The organism is Achromobacter sp. FW305-C-28 (genome assembly GCF_058783235.1).
In genome coordinates, this window is record NZ_JBYSYL010000001.1 from 473,285 (window position 1) to 496,489 (window position 23,205).

Consider the following 23,205-nt stretch of genomic DNA (forward strand, 5'->3'; position numbering starts at 1 on the left):
TCCTAGTGTAGAGTGTCGGAATCTTCCATTCCCACCCCCCAATACGTCCGCGATGTCCGCCCCGCCTGTACTCGACGCGCCTTTGCCTTTCGACGCTTCCTGGCGACAGGAGGCGGGTTCGGGCCTCGACGCCGACGGCCTTGCGCTTATCGACCAGGCAGTGGCCTGGTCAGTTCCCCGCTTCGAGGGCCAACAGGCCCTGACGGGCGAACCGCTGGCCTCGCACGGCGCCGGCGTCGTGCGGATCCTGGCGGGTCTGCATACCGATTCGGCCACCCGCGCGGCGGCCTTGCTGGCCGCCTTGCCCACCGACCTGACCGTGCCGGCGCCCGCCTTGCGCAACGATCCGGTCGCGGCCGCATTCGGTGCCGAAGTGGCCCGGCTGGTGCAAGGCACGCGGGCCCTGTTGCGCCTGGGGGTGGTGGCTCGGCAGGCCAGCGACGCCGAAGCCGAAAGCGGCAGCCAGAAGGAAATGCAGCGCAAGATGCTGCTGGCCATGGCGGCCGACCTGCGCATCGTGCTGATGCGCCTGGCTTCCCGGCTGCAGACCTTGCGCTGGCACGCCGAAAGCAAGACGCCGTGCTCGATCGCGTTCGCTCGCGAAACGCTGGACCTGTACGCGCCCCTGGCCAACCGGCTGGGCATCTGGCAGATCAAATGGGAAATGGAAGACCTGGCTTTCCGCTTCCTCGAGCCGGACAAGTACAAGCAGATCGCGCGCCTGCTCGAAGAAAAGCGCGTCGAGCGCGAGGCCTTCATTGCCGGCGCCATTGAACGGCTGCAAGCCGCACTGGCCAGGCATGGCATCGAGGCCGAAGTCAGTGGCCGACCCAAGCACATCTACAGCATCTGGAACAAGATGCGGGTCAAGCGGCTGGATTTCGCGCAGATGTACGACCTGCGTGCGTTGCGCATCATCGTGGACGACGTGCGCGCCTGCTATACGGCGCTGGGCATGGTGCACGAGATGTGGACGCCGTTGTCCAACGAATTCGACGACTACATTTCACGGCCCAAGCCCAACGGCTACCGGTCGCTGCATACCGTGGTGGCCGACGACGACGGCCGCCCGTTCGAGGTGCAGATCCGCACGCGCGAGATGCACCAGTTCGCCGAATACGGCATGGCGGCGCACTGGCGCTACAAAGAGGCCGGCGCCAAGGGCGGCCAGGTGGCCGCGTCCAGTGAATACGACCGGCAACTGGCCTGGATGCGTCAGTTGCTGGCCTGGAACAGTGATGTCGAATCCGGCGATGCGCCCGCCGCTGACAGCGCTGAAGCGGCCAAGGCGGACGCCGCCAAACCGGAAGCAGGCAAGCCGGCGTCGGGCCGGGGCGCAGGCGGCAAGGGCCGCCATGCGGCCGCCGAGCCCGCAGCCTCGGACGAACGCATCTACGTGCTGACACCGCAGGCCCGCGTGATCGAACTGCCGGCCGGCGCCACGCCGGTCGACTTCGCCTATCACCTGCACACCGACCTGGGCCATCGCTGCCGCGGTGCCCGCGTCGACGGCCAGATGGTGCCGTTGCAGACGCGCCTGGCCACCGGCCAGACGGTCGAGATCATCTCGGCCAAGTCCGGCGGCCCGTCGCGTGACTGGCTCAACCCGCAATTGGGCTTCCTGGCCAGTCCGCGGGCTCGCGCCAAGGTGCGCATGTGGTTCAACGCCATCGAACTGCAGCAACGCATCACCCAGGGTCAGGCGCTGGTCGAAAAGGAATTGCAGCGGCTGGGCAAGACTGCCGTCAACCTGGAACAACTGGCGCAGAACCTGGGTTTCGCCCGGGCGGACGACCTGTACGTCGCGGCTGCCAAGGAAGAATTCAGCCTGCGTCAGATCGACGCGGTGTTCCAGGCGCCGGCGCCTGCCGTCGAGCCGCAGCCCGCCGCCCTGCGCCACGCCAGCGCAGGCAGCGCCGAGAAAAGCGGCAAGAGCGGCGTGCTGGTGGTGGGCGTGGGCTCGCTGCTCACGCAACTGGCGCGCTGCTGCCGCCCGGCACCACCCGATGCCATCGCCGGCTTCGTCACCCGCGGCCGCGGCGTGTCGATCCACCGCAGCGATTGCCACAGTTACCTGGCGCTGGCCGCGCGCGAACCCGAACGGGTCATCGAAGTGGCTTGGGGCGAGACCCCGGCGGATACGTACTACCCCGTCGACATCAGCGTGCGCGCGCACGACCGCTCGGGCCTCTTGCGGGACCTGTCCGAAGTCTTTGCGCGCTTGCGGCTGAACGTGGTGGGCGTGAACACGCAAAGCCGGCAGTCTCTGGCCCACATGGTGTTCACGGTGGAAGTGCGCGGCGGCGAATCGCTGGCCCGTGCGCTCGATGCGCTGGCCGAGGTGCCGGGCGTGTCGTCGGCGGTGCGCCGCTAGCGGGGCGGAACCGGCCTGGCCGGTTCCGCCCCGCAACCCGCAGGTGGCGAAGCGCCCGCCGCCGTATCAGTGGTCCAGCCGTTCGTGCGCGCGGTCGCGCATGTAGAACGATGCCACCAGGCCCAATGCCACGCCGAACATCACGTAGTAGGCGGGGGCCATCGGCGAGCCGGTGGTTTTGATCAGCCAGGTCACGATGAACTGCGCGAAACCGCCGAAGATCATCACGGCCACGTTATAGGCCAGCGACAGGCCCACCGAACGTACCCGAGCCGGGAACAGCTCGGCCATCACCGTACTGAACACGCCGAAGAAGGCCGACACGAAGAAGCACACCACGATCTGCACCGTCAGCAGGCGGGCGATCGACGGGGCATCCGACAGCCAGTAGTACAGCGGGTACAGCACCACCAGGTAGCCGATCAGCGAGCCGATCACGATCGGGCGGCGGCCGACGCGGTCGGACCAGGCGCCCATGAACGGCGTCAGCAGTACCATCAGTGCGGCGCCAGCCATCTGCACCAGGAAGGTCTGGTTCAACGGCAGCTTCAGGATCTGGGTCGAATAGGTCACCAGGTACGTGAAGGTGATGTAGATCGACACCGTTGCCGTCACCACCAGGCCCACGCCGATCAGCGTTTCGCGAGTGTGCGTGCGCACCATGTCCACCAGGCTCAGGCGCTGCACTTCGCCGCGTGCGGCGGCCTGGCGCTCTTCCTCCTTCATCTGCTTGAAGGCGTCGGTTTCGTCGATGTTGCGGCGGATATAGATGGCGATCGGCACAATCACCAGGCCGAAGGCGAACGGCAGGCGCCAGGCCCACGCGGCGATCTGTTCCTGGGTGAAGAACTCGGTGATCAGTGTGCCGCAGGCCGCGCCGATCAGCAGCGCCAGCATCTGGCCGGCCATCTGCCACGACCCATAGAAGCCACGCTTGCCGTTGGGTGCCATCTCGATCAGCAGGGCGGTCGAGGTGCCGAATTCGCCGCCGGCCGAAAAGCCCTGCAGCAGCCGCGCGATCAGGATGAAGATCGGCGCCAGGATGCCCGCGGCGTGGTAGGTGGGGGCCACGGTGATCAGTGCAATGGACACCGCCATCAGCGAAGTCACCAGCACCATGGCCGCCTTGCGGCCTTTCTTGTCGCCGTACATGCCCAGGATGATGCCGCCGACCGGGCGCATGAAGAAGCCGACGCCGAAGATCGCCGTGGTCATCAGGATCGCGTTCAGTTCACTGCCGGGTACGCTGGGGTCGGTCGGGAAGAACAGCTTCGAGATGATCGGCGTCATGAACGCGAACACCAGGAAGTCATACCATTCGAGGGCGTTGCCGATGACTGCCGCCACGATGTTGCGCGTGGGAACTGCTTTGTGCTGCACGGTTTCTCCTTGGGGGGGCTTTTGCCTGAAGGGCGACATTCTAGGCTCAGGCCCAAGGGTGGGGGCCGCGACGCCGCGGCGTCCTGGCTTTACACTTCTCTTTTTCCCCAAGAGAGTTGCTACATGAACGCGCGCACCTGGCTGGAGACGCTGGTTGGTTTTGACACCACCAGCCGCAATTCCAATCTTGCCCTCATCGAAACCGTCCGCGATTGGCTCAAGGGCCAGGGTGTCGATGCGTGGCTGGCGCACAATCCCGAGCGTACCAAGGCCAACCTGTTCGCCACGCTGCCGGCGCAAGACGGCGGCCTGCAAGGCGGCATCGTCCTGTCGGGCCACACCGACGTGGTGCCCGTGGATGGCCAGGATTGGGCCACTGATCCCTTCAAGCTGGTCGAAAAAGACGGCCTGCTCTATGGCCGTGGCAGTTGCGACATGAAGGGCTTCATCGCGGGTTCGCTGGCCCTGGTGCCGGAATTCCTGGCCATGCCGCGCAAGAAACCGATCCACCTGGCGTTCTCGTACGACGAAGAAGTCGGCTGCGCCGGCGCGCCCTACATGCTGGCCGACCTGCACGAGCGCGGCATTCGCCCCGAGGGCTGCGTGGTGGGCGAACCCACCGGCATGCAGGTGGTGGTGGCGCACAAGGGCATCAACCTGTTCCGTTGCAAGGTGCACGGCAAGGCGGCGCACTCGTCGTTGACCCCGCGCGGCTGCAACGCCATCGAATACGCCGCCCGCCTGATCTGCCGCATCCGCGACCTGGCCGACAGCTTCAAGGCCAATGGCCCGTACGACCAGTTCTACGACGTGCCGTTCTCGACCATGACCACCAACCAGATCCGTGGCGGCATCGCGGTCAACACCATTCCCGAGCTGTGTGAATTCACCTACGAATTCCGCAACCTGCCGGGCATGCAGCCGGACGAGATCCAGGCAGAAGTCGAAAAATACGTGCGCGATGAACTCCTGCCGCGCATGAAAGCCGAATTCGACGGCGCCAGCATCGAGATCGAGACAGGCGCGGCCGCTCCCGCCCTGGAAGCCTCGGAAGAAGCTGCCATCACCCAGCTGGTGCGCGCCCTGACCGAAGACCGCGCCACCCGCAAGGTGGCCTATGGCACCGAAGCCGGCCTCTTCCAGGGCATCGGCATCCCCACGGTGGTCTGCGGCCCCGGCCACATCGAACAGGCCCACAAGCCCAACGAGTTCGTCGCGCTGGATCAGCTGGCGTCGTGCGAAACCTTCCTGCGCCGCCTGGGGCAGTCACTCTGACGCACCCGGGCGGCAGCGGGGGCCATCCCCGCCGCCGCCCGCGTCAGGTAAAATGACGGGTTGCAAACCGGATTTGCGGCGGGCAGTGGTCTGCCGCGATGCCGGGGGAGATGCTTGGTGAAACCTTACGACTTTCCAGATGCCAAGGGGCATTTCGGCCCTTATGGCGGTGTTTTCGTGGCGGAAACGCTGATGCACGCGCTCGACGAGCTGCGTGCGGCCTATGACCATTACCGTGTCGATCCCGCCTTCCTGGAAGAGTTCAACTACGAACTCAAGCATTTCGTGGGCCGTCCCAGCCCCGTCTACCATGCCCGGCGTTGGTCGGACCTGGTCGGCGGCGCCCAGATCTGGTTCAAGCGCGAAGACCTGAACCACACCGGCGCGCACAAGGTCAACAACTGCATCGGCCAGGCCCTGCTGGCCAAGCGCATGGGCAAGCCCCGCGTCATCGCCGAAACCGGCGCCGGCCAGCACGGCGTGGCCTCGGCCACCGTGGCCGCCCGCTACGGCATGGAATGCGTGGTCTACATGGGCAGCGAAGACATCCGCCGCCAGGCCTCGAACGTCTATCGCATGAAGCTGCTGGGCGCCAAGGTCGTGCCGGTCACTTCCGGCTCGCGCACCCTGAAAGACGCGCTCAACGAAGCGATGCGCGACTGGGTCACCAACATCGAAAATACGTTCTACATCATCGGCACGGTGGCGGGTCCCGACCCCTATCCCCGCATGGTGCGCGACTTCCAGACCGTCATCGGCAACGAATGCCTGACGCAGATGCCCGAAGCCATCGGTCGTCAGCCCGACTACGTCGTGGCGGCGGTGGGCGGCGGCTCCAACGCCATGGGCATTTTCCATCCCTACATCCCCTACGAAAACGTGCGCCTGATCGGCGTCGAAGCGGCGGGCGAGGGCATGGACAGCGGCAAGCATGCCGCCTCGCTGGCGGCGGGCCAGATCGGTGTGCTGCACGGCAACCGTACCTACGTCATGCAGAATGCCGACGGCCAGGTCCAGGAAACCCACTCGGTTTCGGCCGGGCTGGATTACCCCGGCGTGGGCCCCGAGCACGCCTGGCTGAAGGATTCCGGCCGGGCCGAGTACGTCGGTATTACCGACGATGAAGCCCTGAAGGCGTTTCACGACTGCTGCCGCATCGAAGGCATCATGCCGGCGCTGGAATCTTCCCATGCCATCGCCCAGGCCGTGAAAATGGCCGCCACGCTGCCGCGCGACGCCGTCATCCTGGTCAACCTGTCGGGCCGTGGCGACAAAGACATGCATACCGTCGCCGAACGTGCCGGTATCGAGCTCTAACATGACGACAACCCGCTCTGATCGCATCGCCGCCGCCTTTGCGCGCACCGCCGAATCCGGCCGCGCCGCGGCGCTGATTCCCTACATCGCGGCAGGCGATCCGTCGCCGGCTGCCACCGTGCCGCTGATGCACGCGCTGGTCCAGGCCGGCGCCGACATCCTCGAACTGGGCGTGCCGTTCTCCGATCCCATGGCCGATGGCCCCGTGATCCAGCGCGCAGCCGACCGCGCCATCGCCCACGGCGTGGGCCTGGGCCGCGTGCTCGAACTGGTTGCCGATTTCCGTCAGCAGGATGCCGACACGCCGGTGGTACTGATGGGCTACGCCAACCCCATCGAACGCATGGGCCAGGCCGAATTCGCCCGCCGCGCCGAAGCGGCCGGTGTCGACGGCGTCCTGGTGGTCGACTATCCGCCCGAGGAAATCGTCGAATTCGCCGAAACCCTCGGCCGCCACGGCATTGCCCCGATTTTCCTGCTGGCTCCCACCTCCACCGACAGCCGCATCCAGGCCGTCGCCAAGGTCGCCCGCGGCTACGTCTACTACGTCTCGCTCAAGGGCGTGACGGGCGCCGGCTCGCTCAATACCGATGACGTCGCCGAACGCCTGGCTGTCATCCGGCGCCACGTGCGCGACATTCCTGTCGGCGTGGGCTTCGGCATCCGCGATGCCGAAAGCGCGCAACGCGTGGCCGGCGTGGCCGACGCTGTCGTCATCGGCAGCAAACTGATTGAAACCATGGAGCAGGCGGTGGCGAACGTCCCCGCGGCCCAGCAAACCGACGCCGCAGTCGCCGCCGCCGGCGGCTGGCTGCGCACCATCCGGCAAGCGCTGGATCAAGTAAAACGACAAAACGCGTCAGCCTGAGCGGTTTGGCGCGACCTCCTAACGGGATGAAAAAACAATGAGCTGGATCGAAAAACTCCTGCCTCCTCGCATCAACAAGACCAGCGACAGCGGCGCCCGCCGCGTGCCCGAAGGCCTGTGGGTGAAATGCCCGTCGTGCGAAACGGTGCTGTACAGCGAAGACCTGGCGGCCAACCTGCACGTCTGCCCCAAGTGCGACCACCACATGCGCATCGGCGCCCGCGCCCGCGTCGATTCGCTGCTCGACCTCGAAGGCCGGGTTGAAATCGGCCAGACCACGCGTTCGGTCGACACGCTGAAGTTCAAGGACACCCGCAAGTACCCTGAGCGCCTGCAGGAAGCCGTCAAGCAAACCGGTGAAACCGACGCGCTGGTAGTGGTCAGCGGCTCCATCCGCGGCGTACCGGCCACGCTGGCCTGCTTTGAATTCGAATTCATGGGCGGCTCCATGGGTTCGGTGGTGGGCGAGCGCTTCGCGCGTGGCGCCCAGGCCGCGCTGGACAACAAGACCCCCTTCATCTGCGTGGCCGCCTCGGGTGGCGCGCGCATGCAGGAAAGCCTGCTGTCGCTCATGCAGATGGCCAAGACCAACGCCATGCTGACGCGCCTGTCGGCCGCCGGCCTGCCGTTCATCAGCGTGCTGACCGACCCGACCATGGGCGGCGTGTCGGCCAGCTTCGCCTTCATGGGCGACGTGGTCATTGCCGAGCCCAAAGCCCTGATCGGTTTTGCCGGTCCGCGCGTGATCGAACAGACCGTGCGCGAAAAGCTGCCCGAAGGCTTCCAGCGCGCCGAGTTCCTGCTGCAAAAGGGCGCCATCGACATGGTGGTCGACCGCCGCCAGTTGCGTGAAGAAATTGCCCGCCTGTTGGCGCTGCTGACCAACCAGCCGGCCGACGTCGTCACCGCCGCCTGATACTTTTCGCCGCGCGTCCGGGTCTGGCGACCGGGCCGACGCCGCTGCAAAACGCCGCTTGCACCCCGTGTGCCAGCGGCGTTTTCTTTGTCGGCGGGCGCTCTGTGACGCGATGATTTCGTCAGCGCTGCGGAACAGTGTTTTCCACCAGGATTGTTGCCATATTGCGACACATTGCGAGCCTTCTGGCCCGGTTTTTGCTATGTTGTGGAGTACCGGAAATCTCGTGAATTCGACCGAGAGTCTTGTCCCAACAAATACGGAGTTACTCCCAATGCAGTCGACGAAGAAGAAAATGCTTACGCGCCTTGTTGGTTTGGCCCTGGCTGGTGTCGCTACCTTTGCTAGCGCCCAGTCGTCCGAGGGAACCCAGGGCGGCGTAAGCGCCCACTATGGCATTGGCGACCACTACCAGCGCTTCACCCTGAGCTACGAAACTCCGTCGATCTGGACGTACCAGTTCGGTGGCAACTGGGGCCGCCTGGATCTCACGCCCGAACTCGGCGCGTCGTATTGGTGGGCCAACAGCGGTCGCTCCCCCGGTCACGTCTGGCAACTGAACGCCATCCCGATGTTCCGCTGGTGGACGGGCGAGCGCTTCTATCTCGAAGCCGGTATCGGCGCCACGGTGTTCTCCAGCACCCGTTTCGCCAACGAAAACATCAGCACCGCCTTCCAGTTCGGCGACCACGTGGGCATGGGGTTCCTTCTGACTCCGAACAACCGCATCGGCGTGCGTTACTCGCACTTTTCCAACGCCAGCATCAAGCGCCCGAACCCGGGCCTGGATACGGTTCAGCTGACCTACACTTACCAGTTCTGATCCTTCCCGGATCGGCATCAAGAAACCCTCGGCAACGAGGGTTTTTTTTGGTCCGCCGAATCGGCATCCGAAGATTCGGCGCATAAAAAAGCCCCCATCGAAGGATGGGGGCTTTTGCTCGCGCGGGGCGGCTTAGTGGCGGGTTTCGACCTGAACCAGCGGTTCGTTCGATACCGCAGCCACCGGCTTGCGCTCACGGCCCAGGCGGACCGGCGTGTGCGCGGCAGCGATGCGCACTTGCGTTTGAGCGTGACGCTCGGGGTCGGTTTCGACCCACTGCAGGCCAGCGGCGTTCACCACGTCGTGCAGGGCCTGGGCCTTGGCGGACGGCGCGGTTGCCGGCACCACGATGGGCTGGGCGCTGGCCGGGGCGGTGGCCACGGGGGCGGCTGCCGGGGTCGCCACGGGAGCAGGCGTTTGCACTGCCGGGGCCGGAGCGGCCTCGGGAGCAGCAGGCGCTGCGGCCACGACGGGGGCAGGGGCCATGACCGGCTCGACAGCGGGGGCTTCTTGCACCGGCGCAGCGGCGGGCGCTGCCGGCTCGGAAACCTGGCTGGCGGGTTCGACCGACACAGGCGACGTCGTCACCGGCGCGGCGGTCTGCACGGGCTGCTGAGCCACGGGCTCGGCTACCGGAGCGGCCTGCTCGGCCTGGGCGACCACGGCGGTTTCGGCCGGGTGGGCTTGAACCGGTTGGGCGTCGGGCTGGGCGGCTTGCGGGGCGTCGGCTTGCGAGGCTTGCGTTTGCACAGGAGCCGGTTGGGTTTCAGCCTGGGCGGCGACCGGCGCGGGGGCGGCGGTCACTTGCTCGGCCTGTTCGCCAGCGTCGTCATCCGAACCGTCGTCCAGTTGCTCGTCGCTGCCTGCTACGCCGGATTCTTCCTGGCTGCGGCGGCCACGACGGCTGCGGCGGCGGCGGCGCTTGCGTTCCGGATCGGCGCCGGCCTCGGCGCCTTCGGCGGAAACGGGCACGCCATCGGCGGACTGCTCGGCGGCTTCGGCTTGCTCGGCCGACACGTCGGCGGGCTGCTTGGTTTCAGGCAGGGCAGTGGCGACCGTCTGGGCCAGCGCGGCGACCATGCTTTCCTGTTCGCTCATCGGCGCGTCGGACTGGCCTTCTTCGCGACGGTTGCGGCCACGGCCACGGCGGCGGTTGCGGCCGGCGCCGGCGTCATCAGCGTTGGCGTCCACGGCGACGTCCGGACGGTTCGAAGCCTGTGCGGTCTGTACGGCCTGGTCGCGTTCGGCGCGATCGCCACGCTCGTTGCGGTTGTTGCGTTCGCCACGTTCCTGGCGCTCGCCGCGTTCGCCTTCAGGGCGACGATTGCCACGGATGTGATGGCGGCCGCCTTCGCTGCCTTCCGCGCCTTCGGTGCGGGCTTCGCCGCGACGGTTGCGGTTACGGTCGGAACCGTGGCGTTCGCCACGGCGCTCCTGGCCGTCGTGGCCGCTACGGCCCTTGCCGCCGCGCGACGAGGACGAGGCGCGCTTGGCGCTCGCGTCTTCCTGGGCGGCGGGTGCCGTCTTGGCGGGTTCGGCATTACCGGTCAGCCAGCCGACCAGGCGCTTGAACAGGCCGCCAAGGCCGCCCGACTGGGCTTGGGCCGCCACGGGGGCGGGCGCCGGGGCAGGCGTCGACACGGGCGCGGGCTGCGAGGGCGTGATGCCCTTGACCAGCGCTTCGGGGCGAGCCTTGACTTCGCTTTCGCGCGGCTGCCAGGGAGCGTCGGTGGCCGGGGCTTCGACCAGCTCGAAGCTGGTCTTCAGTTCTTCCAGGCGCGGATCGTCGTGGCGCAGGCGCTCGATGTGGTGGTGCGGGGTCTCGAGATGCTTGTTGGGGATCAGCATCAGGTTGACCTTCAGGCGGGCTTCCATCTTGGTGATGTCGGCGCGCTTTTCGTTCAGCAGGTAGGTCGCCACGTCGACCGGCACCTGGGCGTGGACCGCCGCGGTGTTTTCCTTCATGGCTTCTTCCTGCAGCAGGCGCAGGACGTGCAGCGCGCTGGACTCGGCGTCGCGGATCACGCCGGTGCCGTTGCAGCGCGGGCAGGTGATGTGCGAGCCTTCGTTCAGGGCCGGACGCAGGCGCTGGCGCGACAGTTCCATCAGGCCGAAGCGCGAGATCTTGCCCATCTGGACGCGGGCGCGATCGAAGTGGAGGGCATCACGCAGGCGCTGTTCGACGGCGCGCTGGTTCTTGCTGTCTTCCATGTCGATGAAGTCGATGACGATCAGGCCGCCCAGGTCGCGCAAGCGCAGCTGGCGGGCCACTTCGTCGGCGGCTTCCGAGTTGGTCCGCAGGGCGGTTTCCTCGATGTCGGCGCCACGGGTCGAACGGGCCGAGTTGACGTCCACGGAAACCAGGGCTTCGGTGTGGTCGATGACGATGGCGCCGCCCGAGGGTAGCGTGACCGTGCGCGAGTAGGCCGTTTCGATCTGGTGTTCGATCTGGAAGCGCGAGAACAGCGGGATATCGTCGCGGTAGCGCTTCACGCGCTGGACGTTGTCCGGCATCACGACACTCATGAACGCGGTCGCCTGGTCGGCGATTTCGTCCGTGTCGATCAGGATTTCGCCGATTTCAGGCGAGAAGTAGTCGCGGATGGCCCGGATGACCAGGCTGGATTCCAGGTAGATCAGGATGGGCGCGGAATTGTCGCGCGCGGCGCCGTCGATGGCCGTCCAGAGTTGCAACAGGTAGGACAAGTCCCACTGGAGCTCTTCGACGTTGCGGCCGATACCGGCGGTGCGGGCGATGATGCTCATGCCCTGGGGCAGCTCGAGCTGCTCCATCGTGTCGCGCAGTTCCTGGCGATCTTCGCCCTCGACGCGGCGCGAAACGCCACCGCCACGGGGGTTGTTGGGCATCAAGACCAGGTAACGGCCGGCCAGCGAGATGAATGTGGTCAGGGCTGCGCCCTTGTTGCCGCGTTCTTCTTTTTCGACCTGGACGATCAGTTCCTGGCCTTCGCGCAGGGCGTCCTGGATGCGGGCGGTGCGGACGTCGACGCCTTCCTTGAAGAAGCTGCGGGCCACTTCCTTGAAGGGAAGAAAGCCGTGGCGGTCTTCGCCGTAGTTGACGAAGCACGCTTCAAGGCCGGGTTCGATCCGGGTGATGACACCTTTGTAGATGTTGCCTTTGCGTTGTTCGCGGCCGGCAGTCTCGATGTCGAGGTCGATGAGTTTTTGCCCATCGACGATAGCGACGCGTAATTCTTCCTGGTGCGTCGCATTGAACAGCATGCGCTTCATGAGAGGGTTTCTCCGTTGTCATGACGCGCCGATATCGGCGCGTGACCTCGGGCCACTCGGGCTGCGGCTGAAGCGGGCAAGAAGATGCGGACCGTACCTGGGCGTCGCCCAGGCGTATCCGCCGCGGGTCAGGCGGGCACGTCGTGCCGTGGGGCACGGGGTTCTTTCAGCAGGAGGGTCAGCTTCACTGAATGTGGTTTGACGGAAATGTGCTGTGAACGGCAGTTGCGGTCGGATTGGTTGCCTACACGCAGCTGGTGCTTTAAATATGCGACGATTCTTGCAGTGCTTCAAGCCGCTTGCGGCATGCAACGGACCTGCTGGGACAGCGGGCAAAGTGAATGCCACACCACTATCCGGCAGGGCGCGGTTGCGCCGGCGACCAAATGACCCAGGGGTTGAATGAGCAGGCAGTACAATGGCGGCCCACGCGCTCGACGGAGTTGCGTACTTGAGTTGCATCTCTACGCCAGCGGCTGATTCAGCCCCTTAAGGCTGTCCCGATTATATGTCGCTTTCCGCAATGCGCAAAGAAACTTCCTCCCCTATGGCACCCCCTTCCGTCCGCATGGTGGAGGTCGGCGCCGAGCATGCCGGCCAGCGCCTGGATAATTACCTGATGCGCCTGTGCAAGGGCGTCCCCAAAACCCACATCTACAAGGCCATCCGTGGCGGTGAAGTTCGGGTAAACAAGGGACGCATCTCGGCCGACTACCGCGTGGTGGAGGGCGACATGGTCCGCATTCCGCCGCTGCGGCTGCCGGATCCGGGCACGCCCAAGCCGGTGCCCGCCGCGGAATTTCCCATCGTGTTCGAAGACGACGCAATGCTGGTGGTGGACAAGCCCGCCGGCGTGGCCGTCCATGGGGGCAGCGGCGTGTCGTTCGGCGTCATCGAGCAGTTGCGCGCCGCCCGTCCCGAGGCCAAGTTCCTGGAGCTGGTGCATCGGCTCGACCGCGAGACGTCCGGCCTGCTCATGGTGGCCAAGAAGCGCAGCGCGCTGCTGGCCCTGCATGCCATGCTGCGCGAAGGGCGCAGCGACAAGCACTACTTTGCGCTGGTCGAGGGCGATTGGGTCAATGATCGCCAGCACATCAAGCTGGGGCTGTCCAAATGGACCACCCAGTCGGGCGAGCGCCGGGTCAAGGTCGACCCCGACGGCCAGACGGCGCACACCATCATCACCCTCAAACAGCGTTTTGGCCGTTACAGCCTGGTCGACGCCGAGCTGCGTACCGGCCGTACCCACCAGATCCGGGTGCACCTGGCCGCCAGCGGTTTCCCCATTGTGGGCGACGACAAATACGGCCATGACGACGTGCGCGCCGAATTCTCGCGCATGGGTTTTGGCCGGATGTTCCTGCACGCCCACCAATTGACCCTGGCCCATCCCCTGACGGGCGAACCGATGACGCTGACGGCCGAATTGCCGCCCGCGTGCCGGAAAATACTGAAACAACTGGAGTCGGTCTGATATGTCGTATTCACTGGTCGTTTTTGACTGGGATGGAACCCTGATGGATTCCACGCACAGCATCGTGGCCGCCATCCAGGGCGCCTGCCGCGACCTGGCGCTGCCCGTGCCGTCGGCGTCGGACGCCAGCTGGGTCATTGGTCTGTCCCTGGAAAGCGCATTGCGCCGTGCCGTGCCCGAGCTGACCCAGGCGATGCTGCCGCGCTTTCTCGAGCGCTACCGCACCCACTACCTGCTGCGCGATCCCGAGCTGCGCCTGTTCGACGGCATTCCCGAGCTGCTGACCGAACTGGCCGGGCAGAACGTGCGCCTGGCGGTGGCCACCGGCAAGAGCCGCGTGGGCCTGACCCGCGCTTTGGCCGCGACCGGCCTGGGGCCGATGTTCGACGCCACCCGTACCGCCGATGAAACCTTCAGCAAGCCGCATCCCGGCATGTTGCACGAGCTGATGCAGGAGCTGGACGTCGATCCGGCGCGAGTCGTGATGGTGGGCGATACCTCGCACGACCTGCAGATGGCGATCAATGCCGGGGTGCACGGGCTGGGCGTGACCTACGGTGCGCATACCCTGAAGGAACTTGAGGGTTGTTCGCCCCAGGCCGTGCTGGAAAGCGTGCCGCTGGTGCGCGAGTGGCTGCTCAGCCGTACGCTGGCGGCGGCCGCCTGACGCGGCGCTGCCGCTGAAACCAGGCTTGCGGCGTGCGGGGCGGCGGGCGGATCAGCCGCCTGTCCGGGAACGCGGGCGCTCGCTACGGGTCAATCTGTGATGCCCGCCGGCAGCGCCGGCGGAATATCATGGGGCCGCGCAACGTCCATGGTTTGCGCGCGGGACGGCAACGGCCCGTGCCGGCCCCCAGGAGACCCCGATGCTGATACGCAAGCCCGATGACATCCTTCCGTCCGACATCACCCCCGAGACGGTGTGGCGCTCGCGCCGCGAGCTGATCCTGCGCGCAGGCGTGGCCGCGGCGGGGCTGGGCCTGCCCGGGTGGGCGACCCGCAGCGCGTTTGCCCAGGATGCCGGCGCGCTGCCCGGCCAGCCCAACGCCGCCTTCAGCGTCATGGACAAGCAGACGTCCCTGGCGGATGTGACGTCGTACAACAACTACTACGAATTCGGCGTCGACAAGGGCGAACCCGCGGCCAATGCCGGCAAGCTGCAGACCCGTCCCTGGACCGTCAGTGTCGAAGGCGAAGTCGGCAAGCCGCGCACCTTCGGCATCGAAGAACTGCTCAAGCTGGCCCCCATGGAAGAGCGTGTGTATCGGCTGCGCTGCGTCGAGGGCTGGTCCATGGTGATCCCCTGGGTCGGGTATTCGCTGTCGGCGCTGCTCAAGCAGGTCGAGCCCACCGGCAATGCCAGGTACGTCGAATTCGTGACGGCCGTGCAGCGCGAGAACATGCCGGGCGTACGCGCCGCGATCCTGGATTGGCCCTATGTCGAAGGGCTGCGCATCGACGAGGCCATGAACCCGCTGGCGATGCTGGTATTCGGCGTCTATGGCAAGTTGCTGCCCAACCAGAATGGCGCGCCCGTACGCCTGGCGGTGCCCTGGAAATACGGCTTCAAGTCGGGCAAGTCCCTGGTCAAGATCCGCCTGGTGGAAAAGCAGCCGGTGTCGTCGTGGATCAAGGCTGCGCCCCAGGAATACGGCTTCTACGCCAATGTGAACCCGACCGTGCCGCATCCCCGCTGGAGCCAGGCGACCGAGCGCCGCATCGGCGAAGACGGCCTGTTCTCGCCCAAGCGCAAGACCTTGATGTTCAACGGCTATGCCGAGCAGGTGGCCTCGCTCTACCAGGGCATGGACTTGAAGGCCAACTACTGATCCCGCCCATGACCGAAGCGAGCAGCGCGGCGGCCATGCGCAAGCCGCAGTGGTCGGCCCGGGCCGTCGGGCGGTTCAAGCCGTTTCTGTTCCTGGTGGGGCTGACGCCGTTCGCCCGCTGGATCTGGCTGGGATTGAACAACGGCCTGACCGCCAATCCGGTGGAGTTCCTGACCCGCTCGTCGGGCACCTGGACGCTGGTCTGCCTGCTCGTCACGCTGGCGATCACGCCGTTGCGCCGGTTGACCGGCCAGCCGGCCCTGGTGCGCCTGCGCCGCATGTGCGGATTGTTCGCGTTTTTCTACGGGGCCATGCACTTCATGGCCTGGGTCTGGTGGGATCGCGGCTTTGATCCGGCCGCCATGCTGCAGGACATCGGCGAGCGGCCGTTCATTACCGTGGGTTTTGCTGCCTTCGTGCTGTTGACGGCGCTGGCGGCCACGTCGACCCAGTGGGCCATGCGACGCCTGGGCAAGCGCTGGCAGCAGTTGCACCGCGCCGTCTATCTCATCGGCTGCCTGGCGGTGCTGCATTACTGGTGGCACAAGGCCGGCAAGAATGACCTTGCCCAGCCCGCGCTGTACGCCAGTGTGCTGGCGCTGCTGCTGGGTTGGCGGCTGGCGGCATGGTGGCGCCGCCGCCGGGTCTAGGCCCGGCCAGCCTTGGATGCCGTTGTTCGGGCCGGCGGCGGGCCCCGGTGATGGCCGGCGGGGTTACAGCATCGCCAGCATGATCGCCGCGGTTTCGGCATCCGGCTGGCCGTCGTGCAGGGCGGGGCGGTAGTGCATCTGGAAAGCGGCCAGCACGTTGATCGTGGCGCGGTCCAGCGTGCCGTTCTGCGGGCAGGTGTAGCCCAGCCGTTGCAGTTGCTGCTGGAACCAGGCGACGTCGGGCGTGCCTTGGGCTTGCAGCCGCGCCAGGTGCGAGGCGGCGCCGGCTTCGTCGTACCAGCGGCCAATGCCGCCCGCGGCCAATTGCTTCCAGGGGAACAGCGGACCAGGGTCGACCTTGCGTTGCGGCGCGATGTCGCTATGGCCCACCACGTTCTGGGGCAGGATGCCGTTACGCTGGACCACGTCGCGTAGCAGGAGGGTCAGGGCGCGGATCTGCTTGTCGCCGTACGCATGCCATTGCGGCTTGCCATCGTTGCCGTCGGTCCAGCCCGGGTTGACGATTTCGATGCCGACGGACGTGCTGTTCATGGCGTTCAGGCCATACCACGCGCTTTCGCCGGCATGCCAGGCCGCGCGGGTCTCGTCGACCAGCCGGTAGGTGCGCCCGGACGTGTTGATCAGGTAGTGGGCGCTGACCTGGCCTTGCGACAGCAGCCGCATGGACAGGGCGTCGTCGGCCGAGGTGTAGTGCAGCACCACGAAGCGCACCCGGCTGCTCTGGCTGACCGAGGTGATGGACCTGTCCAGGCCCAGGCCGGCGGGGCCGCGATGGGCGCAACCTGCCAGGGCCGCGGCGGCCAGGAAAACGGCAATGAAGCGGATCATGTCAGCGCGCCAGGTACAGGAACAGGGTGGGCATCTTGTCCAGCTGCGGGGCGGGCTGCTTTTTCCAATCGGCGATCGTGTGGGTGGCGATCCATTCGTCAGCGGTGGTCAGTGCACGGGCGATGCACAGCTTGGTATCGCCCTTCAGGCTGGCCAGGAGCGTCGCAAACATGGCGGCGTTGCGGTAGGGGGTTTCGATCAGCAGTTGGGTCTGGTTGTGCTTGGCGGAATGCTGTTCCCAGGCCTTGAGCTGCCTGGCGCGCTCGACGGCGTCTACCGGCGCGTAACCATGGAAGGCGAAGCGCTGGCCGTCCAGCCCGCTGGCCATCAGGCCCAGCAGGATGGATGACGGGCCGACCCAGGGCTTGACGGTTACGCCCAGGCGATGAGCGGCGTCCACCACCTTGGCGCCCGGGTCCGCCACGGCGGGGCAGCCGGCCTCGGATACCAGGCCGATCTCGGCGCCCTGGCGAACAGGTTCCAGCCAGGCCTTGATCTGGGCTGCGTCGGTCTTGTCCGTCAGGGTATGGATAGTGATTTCCTGCAGCGGCCGAGTGGTGCCGATCTGCTTGAGGAAGGCACGCGCCGTCTTGGCGTTTTCGGCGATATAGGTGTCCAGCTGGCCCGCCAGGGCGCGCGCCTCGGCGGGCAGCCAGCTTTCGGGGGCGGCCTCGCCCAGACCGACGGGAATCAGGTGCAGAGAACCGCTCATGCGGGGGCTCCCGGCGCGTTCAGCGGGTCCAGGCCGAATTGGGCCAGCATACGGGTCAGGGCGATCAGGGGCAGGCCGATGATGGCGGTCGGGTCGTCGCTCTGGATGCTTTCCATCAGGGCGATGCCCAGGCTTTCCGCCTTGGCGCTGCCTGCGGTATCGTACGGTTCTTCGGCGTGCAGGTAGGCGTCGATGGCGTGGTCCGACAGCTGCCGAAAACGGCATCGTGTCACGATGTCGGCTTTTTCCACCCGCTGGCCGTCCGTGACCGCCAGGGCGCTGTGAAATTCCACGATTTGCCCCGAAAGGGCGCGTAATTGGGCCTGGGCGCGCAAAAAGTCCCCCGGCTTGCCGATCGGCTGGCCATCCACCGTGGCCACCTGGTCCGACCCGATGACGATGCTGCCCGGATGCGTGGCCGCCACCGCCATGGCCTTGGCAACCGACAGGCGCAGGGCCAGGGCCTCGGGCGTTTCGCCGGGGTGTGGCGTTTCGTCCACATCGGGCGAAATGGCGGTAAACGGCAACCGCAGGCGGGTAAGCAGCTCTTTGCGATAGCGCGAGCTGGAAGCGAGGATCAGGCTGGGTTGTTGGGGCATGCGGTATTTGACGCTGATACGTAAGTCACAGTATTATCTAACGTTTTGCGGCATTTTTGCAGTGCAATAGCGGAGCTGAAAAGTACGCTTTGCCTGCGAGCATGCCCGCGAATGCACAGGACACTGTGCGAAAGGACTGATCATCAAGCCCATCGACGCATTCGCATTCGCCCACCAGGGCAGGGAAGCGCAAGGCACCATACCTCTTGTGCGGTTGACGCGCGCGGTTGACGGACTACCCGAACAACCGCTGGGCGATGCCGGGCTGGTGACGTGGTCCGCGCGCGGCGAGATGGGCAAGACGGGGCTGGTCTTGGGCCAGCCGCTCTTGCGCATCCGTGTGCAGGCGAATCCGGTCGTGGTGTGCCAGCGGTGCAATGCGCCGTTCGCCTACCCGGTCGACAGCGAAGTCCTGCTGCAGCTGGTCAAGTCTGAAGACGATCTCGACGACGGCATTGCCGGGGGCGATCACGCCGCCGGTCTCGACGACGAGGACGACGAAGACGATGAAGTGGAAGGTAAAGGTTTTGTGTCCAACCAGCCTGAAAAGGTGGTGGGTTCGCATCATTTCGATCTGCTGGCCCAGATCGAAGATGAGCTCATTCTGAGCGTTCCGTATGTGCCCAAGCATGATGTATGCCCGGGCGCGCAGGCCAAAGACAACGAAGCTCCCCAAGAGCCCGTTGTCAAGCGTCCGTCGCCGTTTGCGGTGCTGGAACAACTGAAGCACAAAGATTGAGATCAACATCGGGCCGCATCGCGTACAATGCGCCCCGTTTCTAGGAGTCATCATGGCTGTTCAACAAAACAAGAAGTCCCCGTCCAAGCGCGGTATGCACCGCTCGCACGATTTTCTGGTGAATCCGTCGACGGCTATCGAACCCAACACGGGCGAGACCCACCTGCGTCACCACATCAGCCCCAACGGCTTCTACCGTGGCCGCAAGGTCCTGAAGACCAAGGCCGACGAATAAGGCCCCCGGGCCGAACTCGTACTCGGACCAATTCGGCTGAGCGCTGATACCTGGCACCCGTGATACGCATCGCCATAGACTGTATGGGCGGAGACTTCGGTCTGCCCGTCACGATTCCGGCTGCGATCGAGTTCGCCCGGCAATTTCCGGATACCCGGCTATTGCTGGTCGGGCTTCCCGACGCTATCGAAGCGGCGCTCTCCGAGCACCGCGGCGTGGCGCGCGATCGCCTTGAGATCGTGGCGGCTTCCGAAGTCGTCACCATGGACGACCCGGTCGAGGTCGCCTTGCGCCGCAAAAAAGACTCCTCCATGCGCCTGGCTGCCCAGTCCGTCAAGGACGGGCGGGCCGACGCCTGCGTTTCCGCAGGCAACACCGGCGCCTGGATGGCCATTTCACGCTACGTGCTCAAGACGCTGGACGGCATTGACCGCCCCGCGATCGCCACGTCCATTCCGAACCAGACGGGCCGCGCCACCACGGTGCTGGACCTGGGTGCGAATGTGGACTGCTCGGCCGAGCACCTTCTGCAATTCGCCATCATGGGCGCCGCGCTGTCGCAGGCGGTGGACCATCGCGAGAACCCCACCGTGGGCTTGCTCAACATCGGCGAAGAAGTCATCAAGGGCAACGAGGTCGTCAAGGAAGCCGCCGAACTTCTGCGCGCCAGTCCCCTGAACTTCTACGGCAACGTGGAAGGCAATGACATTTTCAAGGGCACGGTCGACGTCGTCGTTTGCGACGGGTTCGTCGGCAACGTCGTGCTCAAGTCCGTCGAAGGCCTGGCCAAGATGTTGTCCAGCGTCATTCGCGAAGAGTTCAAACGCAACCTGATCACGCTGCTGATCGGCGCGCTGGCCAAGCCGGTGCTCAACCGCCTGCGCAACCGCGTCGACAACCGCCGCTACAACGGCGCGGCGCTGCTGGGCCTGCGCGGCGTGGTCATCAAGAGCCACGGCTCGGCCGACGCTTACGCTTTCGGCTTCGCGCTGCAACGGGCGCGAGAAGCCGTGGTGAGTAAACTGCTTGAGCGCACCGCTCAGACGGTCGCACAGATCAACCAGCGCGTGCAGTCGGGTTCGAGCGCTTCCGCGCTGGAATCGGGCGTGGCTGGGGACACCGCTTGATGGATACCGCAATGAAATATTCCGTGATCGCGGGCACCGGCAGCTTCCTGCCGGAACGCGTGGTTTCGAATGACGCCCTGGCAGCGGAACTGGCGACGCGCGATATCGCCACGTCCGACGAGTGGATCGTCGAGCGCACGGGCATCCGCCAGCGCCATTTGGCCGAACGTGGCGTCACCACCAGCCAGCTCGCCACCGAGGCCTCGCGCCGCGCGCTGGCCGATGCCGGTGTTGATGCGTCCGAAGTCGACCTGATCGTGCTGGCCACGTCCACGCCCGATTTCGTATTCCCCAGTACCGCCTGCCTGGTGCAGGCCAACCTGGGCGCCAAGGGTTCCGCGGCCTTCGACGTGCAGGCTGTGTGCAGCGGGTTCGTCTACGCCCTGACCACCGCCGACAGCTTCATCCGTGCCGGCCGTGCGCGTTGCGCACTGGTGATCGGCGCTGAAGTGTTCTCGCGCATCCTCGACTGGAACGACCGCAGCACCTGCGTGCTGTTCGGCGATGGCGCGGGCGCCGTGGTGCTCAAGGCCTCCGACAAGCCCGGCATCCTGGCCGCGCAGTTGCATGCCGATGGCAGCCAGATGAAGATCCTCAGCGCCGCCGGCAACGTTGCCTATGGCGATGTCACGGGCGACCCGTTCCTGCGCATGGACGGGCAGGCCGTGTTCAAGCAGGCCGTCACGGTGCTGGACCGCTCGGCGCGCGACACCTGCGCCGAAGCCGGTATCGAGGTGGCCGACGTCGATTGGCTGATCCCGCACCAGGCCAACGTCCGCATCCTGAATTTCCTGGCACGCAAGCTTGCGGTGCCGGTCGAAAAGGTTGTCATCACCGTCGACAGCCACGCCAATACCTCCGCGGCCAGCGTGCCGTTGGCCCTGGATGCCGCGCGCCGCGATGGCCGCGTCAAGCCGGGCCAGCTCATCCTGATGCAAGGCGTAGGTGGCGGATTCACCTGGGGTTCCGTACTGGCCCGCATGTAAGGGCGAATCCGGGTTCGGCGGCGGTCAACCGCGCCTGCCCGGATGACGCGCCCGACATTCCCACAGACTCTGAATCAATCCATACGGTCGAACATGAAAATCGCTTTTGTCTTTCCTGGCCAAGGTTCCCAGTCGGTCGGCATGCTGGACGCCTGGTCCGATGTTGCCGCGGCGACCGACGTTGTGGCGCGCGCCTCGCAGGCGCTTGGCCAGGACCTGGGCGCGCTGATCGCGCAGGGTCCCGTCGAACAGCTCAACCTGACCACCAATACCCAGCCGGCCATGCTGACGGCCAGCGTCGCTTTCTTCGCGGCCTGGCGGGCGGCGGGCGGCCGCATGCCCGACGTCGTGGCCGGTCATAGCCTGGGCGAATACGCCGCGCTGACGGCCGCCGGTTCGCTGGCCCTTGAAGATGCCGTGCGCCTGGTGCGCGTGCGCGCCGATGCCATGCAGGCCGCCGTGCCGGTCGGCACCGGCGCCATGGCCGCCATCCTGGGCCTGGACGACGACGCCGTACGCGCCGCCTGCGCTTCTGCCGCCCAAGGTGAAGTGGTCGAAGCCGTCAATTTCAACGCCCCGGCGCAAGTCGTGATCGCGGGCCACAAGGCTGCCGTCGAACGCGCTTGCGAGCTGGCCAAGGCCGCGGGCGCCAAGCGCGCACTGCTGTTGCCGGTGTCCGCGCCGTTCCACTCCAGCCTGCTCAAGCCCGCCGCCGATGTGCTGGCCGGCGCGCTGGCCGGGGTGGCGGTGTCTGCGCCCCAGGTGCCCGTCATCAACAACGTCGATGTCGCGTCGCCGGTCGAACCCGGGGCAATCCGGGATGCGCTGGTACGTCAGGCATGGCATCCTGTGCGCTGGGTGGAAACGTTGCGCGCCATGAAGGCGCAGGGCGTGACCCACGTCATCGAATGCGGTCCCGGCAAGGTGCTGGCCGGCCTGACCAAGCGCATCGATCCCGAGCTTACCGGCCTGGCCATCACGGATCCGGCTTCGCTTGAAGCCGCATTGGCCGCGGTTAACGGAAATTAAGAGCATGGAAAACACCTCGATCGAACTGCAGGGCAAGATCGCCCTGGTCACGGGCGCGACGCGCGGCATTGGTCGCGCCATCGCCCAGGAACTGGCTGCGCGTGGTGCAACCGTCGTCGGCACGGCCACGTCGGAGTCCGGCGCGGCCGCCATCACCGAAGCCCTGGCGCCGTTTGGCGGCCGTGGCGTGGTGCTGGACGTGACCAATGCCCAAGCGTGCGACGCCCTGATCGACGCACTGGGCAAGGAGGGTGGCGGCCCCCATATCCTCGTCAATAATGCAGGCATCACCCGCGATACACTGGCAATGCGCATGAAAGACGACGACTGGTCGGCTGTCATCGACACCAATCTGGCCTCGGTGTTCCGCCTGTCCCGCGCGGTGCTGCGCAACATGATGAAGGCCCGTTGGGGACGCATCATCAACGTCACCTCGGTGGTGGGCTCGAGCGGCAACGCCGGCCAGGCGAACTACGCCGCCGCGAAAGCGGGCGTGGCCGGCATGTCGCGCGCCCTGGCGCGCGAACTGGGTAGCCGCAACATCACCGTCAATTGCGTGGCCCCCGGCTTCATCGATACCGACATGACGCGCGCCCTGGGCGAAAGCCAGACCGCCGCGCTGCTGCAGCAGATTCCGCTGGGCCGTCTGGGTTCGCCCACGGACATCGCCCATGCGGTGGCCTTTTTGTCCGGGCCGCAGGCGGGTTACATTACCGGCACCACCCTGCACGTCAACGGCGGGATGTACATGCAATAAGTCACGAAGCGCGC

21 protein-coding genes are annotated in these 23,205 nt (G+C 66.2%); 16 read left to right on the forward strand and 5 right to left on the reverse strand.

Going from position 1 to position 23,205, the window contains the following annotated elements:
* Positions 1–52: 52 nt before the first annotated feature.
* On the forward strand, positions 53–2,374 hold the full coding sequence (locus AC3WMR_RS02120; protein WP_492262476.1) for a RelA/SpoT family protein: 2,322 nt from the start codon (positions 53–55) through the stop codon (positions 2,372–2,374).
* Between the two features lie 66 nt (positions 2,375–2,440).
* Here AC3WMR_RS02120 and AC3WMR_RS02125 read toward each other — a convergent pair whose 3' ends face one another.
* Positions 2,441–3,754 (reverse strand): MFS transporter, encoded by a 1,314-nt coding sequence (locus AC3WMR_RS02125; protein ID WP_025137112.1) that lies wholly within the window; start codon positions 3,752–3,754, stop codon positions 2,441–2,443.
* Positions 3,755–3,877: 123 nt separating this feature from the next.
* Between AC3WMR_RS02125 and argE the strand changes: the two genes are divergently transcribed.
* From argE to AC3WMR_RS02150, 5 genes are all read left to right on the forward strand, one after another.
* Positions 3,878–5,029, forward strand: coding sequence for an acetylornithine deacetylase (argE, locus tag AC3WMR_RS02130; RefSeq protein WP_175191015.1), 1,152 nt, complete (start codon positions 3,878–3,880; stop codon positions 5,027–5,029).
* 117 nt (positions 5,030–5,146) lie between these two features.
* Positions 5,147–6,346, forward strand: a complete 1,200-nt coding sequence (gene trpB, locus AC3WMR_RS02135) for a tryptophan synthase subunit beta (protein WP_492262477.1) — start codon at positions 5,147–5,149, stop codon at positions 6,344–6,346.
* A gap of 1 nt (position 6,347) precedes the next feature.
* On the forward strand, positions 6,348–7,214 hold the full coding sequence (gene trpA, locus AC3WMR_RS02140; RefSeq protein WP_492262478.1) for a tryptophan synthase subunit alpha: 867 nt from the start codon (positions 6,348–6,350) through the stop codon (positions 7,212–7,214).
* 37 nt (positions 7,215–7,251) lie between these two features.
* Complete coding sequence (gene accD, locus AC3WMR_RS02145; RefSeq protein WP_175191017.1) at positions 7,252–8,130, forward strand: acetyl-CoA carboxylase, carboxyltransferase subunit beta; 879 nt, start codon at positions 7,252–7,254, stop codon at positions 8,128–8,130.
* A 274-nt stretch (positions 8,131–8,404) separates the two neighbouring features.
* Entirely contained in the window at positions 8,405–8,953 is a 549-nt protein-coding gene (locus tag AC3WMR_RS02150) for an acyloxyacyl hydrolase (RefSeq protein WP_492262479.1), read from the forward strand.
* A gap of 132 nt (positions 8,954–9,085) precedes the next feature.
* Here the strand turns inward: AC3WMR_RS02150 and AC3WMR_RS02155 are convergent, their stop codons facing one another.
* A complete protein-coding gene (locus AC3WMR_RS02155; protein ID WP_492262480.1) occupies positions 9,086–12,205 on the reverse strand; it encodes an Rne/Rng family ribonuclease in 3,120 nt (1,039 codons plus the stop codon).
* A gap of 508 nt (positions 12,206–12,713) precedes the next feature.
* On the opposite strand from AC3WMR_RS02155, the gene AC3WMR_RS02160 reads away from it, so the two are divergent.
* From AC3WMR_RS02160 to msrQ, 4 genes are all read left to right on the forward strand, one after another.
* Positions 12,714–13,679 (forward strand): RluA family pseudouridine synthase, encoded by a 966-nt coding sequence (locus AC3WMR_RS02160; RefSeq protein ID WP_175216943.1) that lies wholly within the window; start codon positions 12,714–12,716, stop codon positions 13,677–13,679.
* 1 nt (position 13,680) lies between these two features.
* On the forward strand, positions 13,681–14,346 hold the full coding sequence (locus AC3WMR_RS02165; protein ID WP_492262481.1) for an HAD family hydrolase: 666 nt from the start codon (positions 13,681–13,683) through the stop codon (positions 14,344–14,346).
* A gap of 199 nt (positions 14,347–14,545) precedes the next feature.
* On the forward strand, positions 14,546–15,508 hold the full coding sequence (msrP, locus tag AC3WMR_RS02170; RefSeq protein WP_492262482.1) for a protein-methionine-sulfoxide reductase catalytic subunit MsrP: 963 nt from the start codon (positions 14,546–14,548) through the stop codon (positions 15,506–15,508).
* An 8-nt stretch (positions 15,509–15,516) separates the two neighbouring features.
* On the forward strand, positions 15,517–16,158 hold the full coding sequence (gene msrQ / locus AC3WMR_RS02175) for a protein-methionine-sulfoxide reductase heme-binding subunit MsrQ (RefSeq protein ID WP_492262483.1): 642 nt from the start codon (positions 15,517–15,519) through the stop codon (positions 16,156–16,158).
* Between the two features lie 63 nt (positions 16,159–16,221).
* On the opposite strand, the gene AC3WMR_RS02180 is transcribed toward msrQ, so the two are convergent.
* Genes AC3WMR_RS02180 through AC3WMR_RS02190 form a run of 3 tightly spaced genes read right to left on the reverse strand, consistent with a single transcriptional unit; the run spans position 16,222 to position 18,318 of the window.
* Positions 16,222–17,007: an N-acetylmuramoyl-L-alanine amidase gene (locus AC3WMR_RS02180; protein WP_492262484.1), complete on the reverse strand. Its 786-nt coding sequence runs from the start codon at positions 17,005–17,007 to the stop codon at positions 16,222–16,224.
* Between the two features lies 1 nt (position 17,008).
* Positions 17,009–17,719 carry an SAM-dependent methyltransferase gene (locus tag AC3WMR_RS02185; protein WP_492262485.1) on the reverse strand — a complete coding sequence of 237 codons (711 nt, stop codon included), beginning with the start codon at positions 17,717–17,719 and terminating at the stop codon, positions 17,009–17,011.
* Entirely contained in the window at positions 17,716–18,318 is a 603-nt protein-coding gene (locus AC3WMR_RS02190; protein WP_492262486.1) for a Maf-like protein, read from the reverse strand. The genes AC3WMR_RS02185 and AC3WMR_RS02190 overlap by 4 nt, the downstream gene beginning before the upstream one ends.
* Positions 18,319–18,454: 136 nt before the next feature.
* Here AC3WMR_RS02190 and AC3WMR_RS02195 point away from each other — a divergent pair, with 136 nt between their 5' ends.
* From AC3WMR_RS02195 to fabG, 6 genes are all read left to right on the forward strand, one after another.
* Positions 18,455–19,057, forward strand: coding sequence for a YceD family protein (locus AC3WMR_RS02195; protein ID WP_025137126.1), 603 nt, complete (start codon positions 18,455–18,457; stop codon positions 19,055–19,057).
* Between the two features lie 52 nt (positions 19,058–19,109).
* A complete protein-coding gene (gene rpmF, locus AC3WMR_RS02200) occupies positions 19,110–19,292 on the forward strand; it encodes a 50S ribosomal protein L32 (protein ID WP_025137127.1) in 183 nt (60 codons plus the stop codon).
* Positions 19,293–19,351: 59 nt separating this feature from the next.
* Complete coding sequence (plsX, locus tag AC3WMR_RS02205; protein ID WP_492262487.1) at positions 19,352–20,419, forward strand: phosphate acyltransferase PlsX; 1,068 nt, start codon at positions 19,352–19,354, stop codon at positions 20,417–20,419.
* Positions 20,419–21,405, forward strand: coding sequence for a beta-ketoacyl-ACP synthase III (locus AC3WMR_RS02210; RefSeq protein WP_175191026.1), 987 nt, complete (start codon positions 20,419–20,421; stop codon positions 21,403–21,405). The genes plsX and AC3WMR_RS02210 overlap by 1 nt, the downstream gene beginning before the upstream one ends.
* A gap of 93 nt (positions 21,406–21,498) precedes the next feature.
* Positions 21,499–22,434, forward strand: a complete 936-nt coding sequence (gene fabD, locus AC3WMR_RS02215; protein WP_492262488.1) for an ACP S-malonyltransferase — start codon at positions 21,499–21,501, stop codon at positions 22,432–22,434.
* 4 nt (positions 22,435–22,438) lie between these two features.
* On the forward strand, positions 22,439–23,191 hold the full coding sequence (fabG, locus tag AC3WMR_RS02220) for a 3-oxoacyl-ACP reductase FabG (protein ID WP_492262489.1): 753 nt from the start codon (positions 22,439–22,441) through the stop codon (positions 23,189–23,191).
* Positions 23,192–23,205 lie beyond the last annotated feature (14 nt).

Bases quoted from the DNA above. Each gene is read 5' to 3' on its own strand.
- msrP (WP_492262482.1), top strand. From the start codon at position 14,546: ATGCTGATACGCAAGCCCGATGACATCCTTCCGTCCGACATCACCCCC.
- AC3WMR_RS02120 (WP_492262476.1), top strand. From the start codon at position 53: ATGTCCGCCCCGCCTGTACTCGACGCGCCTTTGCCTTTCGACGCTTCC.
- trpA (WP_492262478.1), top strand. From the start codon at position 6,348: ATGACGACAACCCGCTCTGATCGCATCGCCGCCGCCTTTGCGCGCACC.
- fabD (WP_492262488.1), top strand. From the start codon at position 21,499: ATGAAAATCGCTTTTGTCTTTCCTGGCCAAGGTTCCCAGTCGGTCGGC.
- AC3WMR_RS02155 (WP_492262480.1), bottom strand. From the start codon at position 12,205: ATGAAGCGCATGCTGTTCAATGCGACGCACCAGGAAGAATTACGCGTC.
- AC3WMR_RS02160 (WP_175216943.1), top strand. From the start codon at position 12,714: ATGTCGCTTTCCGCAATGCGCAAAGAAACTTCCTCCCCTATGGCACCC.
- AC3WMR_RS02210 (WP_175191026.1), top strand. From the start codon at position 20,419: ATGGATACCGCAATGAAATATTCCGTGATCGCGGGCACCGGCAGCTTC.
- fabG (WP_492262489.1), top strand. From the start codon at position 22,439: ATGGAAAACACCTCGATCGAACTGCAGGGCAAGATCGCCCTGGTCACG.
- accD (WP_175191017.1), top strand. From the start codon at position 7,252: ATGAGCTGGATCGAAAAACTCCTGCCTCCTCGCATCAACAAGACCAGC.
- AC3WMR_RS02185 (WP_492262485.1), bottom strand. From the start codon at position 17,719: ATGAGCGGTTCTCTGCACCTGATTCCCGTCGGTCTGGGCGAGGCCGCC.
- argE (WP_175191015.1), top strand. From the start codon at position 3,878: ATGAACGCGCGCACCTGGCTGGAGACGCTGGTTGGTTTTGACACCACC.
- AC3WMR_RS02180 (WP_492262484.1), bottom strand. From the start codon at position 17,007: ATGATCCGCTTCATTGCCGTTTTCCTGGCCGCCGCGGCCCTGGCAGGT.
- AC3WMR_RS02190 (WP_492262486.1), bottom strand. From the start codon at position 18,318: ATGCCCCAACAACCCAGCCTGATCCTCGCTTCCAGCTCGCGCTATCGC.
- msrQ (WP_492262483.1), top strand. From the start codon at position 15,517: ATGACCGAAGCGAGCAGCGCGGCGGCCATGCGCAAGCCGCAGTGGTCG.
- rpmF (WP_025137127.1), top strand. From the start codon at position 19,110: ATGGCTGTTCAACAAAACAAGAAGTCCCCGTCCAAGCGCGGTATGCAC.
- AC3WMR_RS02150 (WP_492262479.1), top strand. From the start codon at position 8,405: ATGCAGTCGACGAAGAAGAAAATGCTTACGCGCCTTGTTGGTTTGGCC.
- AC3WMR_RS02165 (WP_492262481.1), top strand. From the start codon at position 13,681: ATGTCGTATTCACTGGTCGTTTTTGACTGGGATGGAACCCTGATGGAT.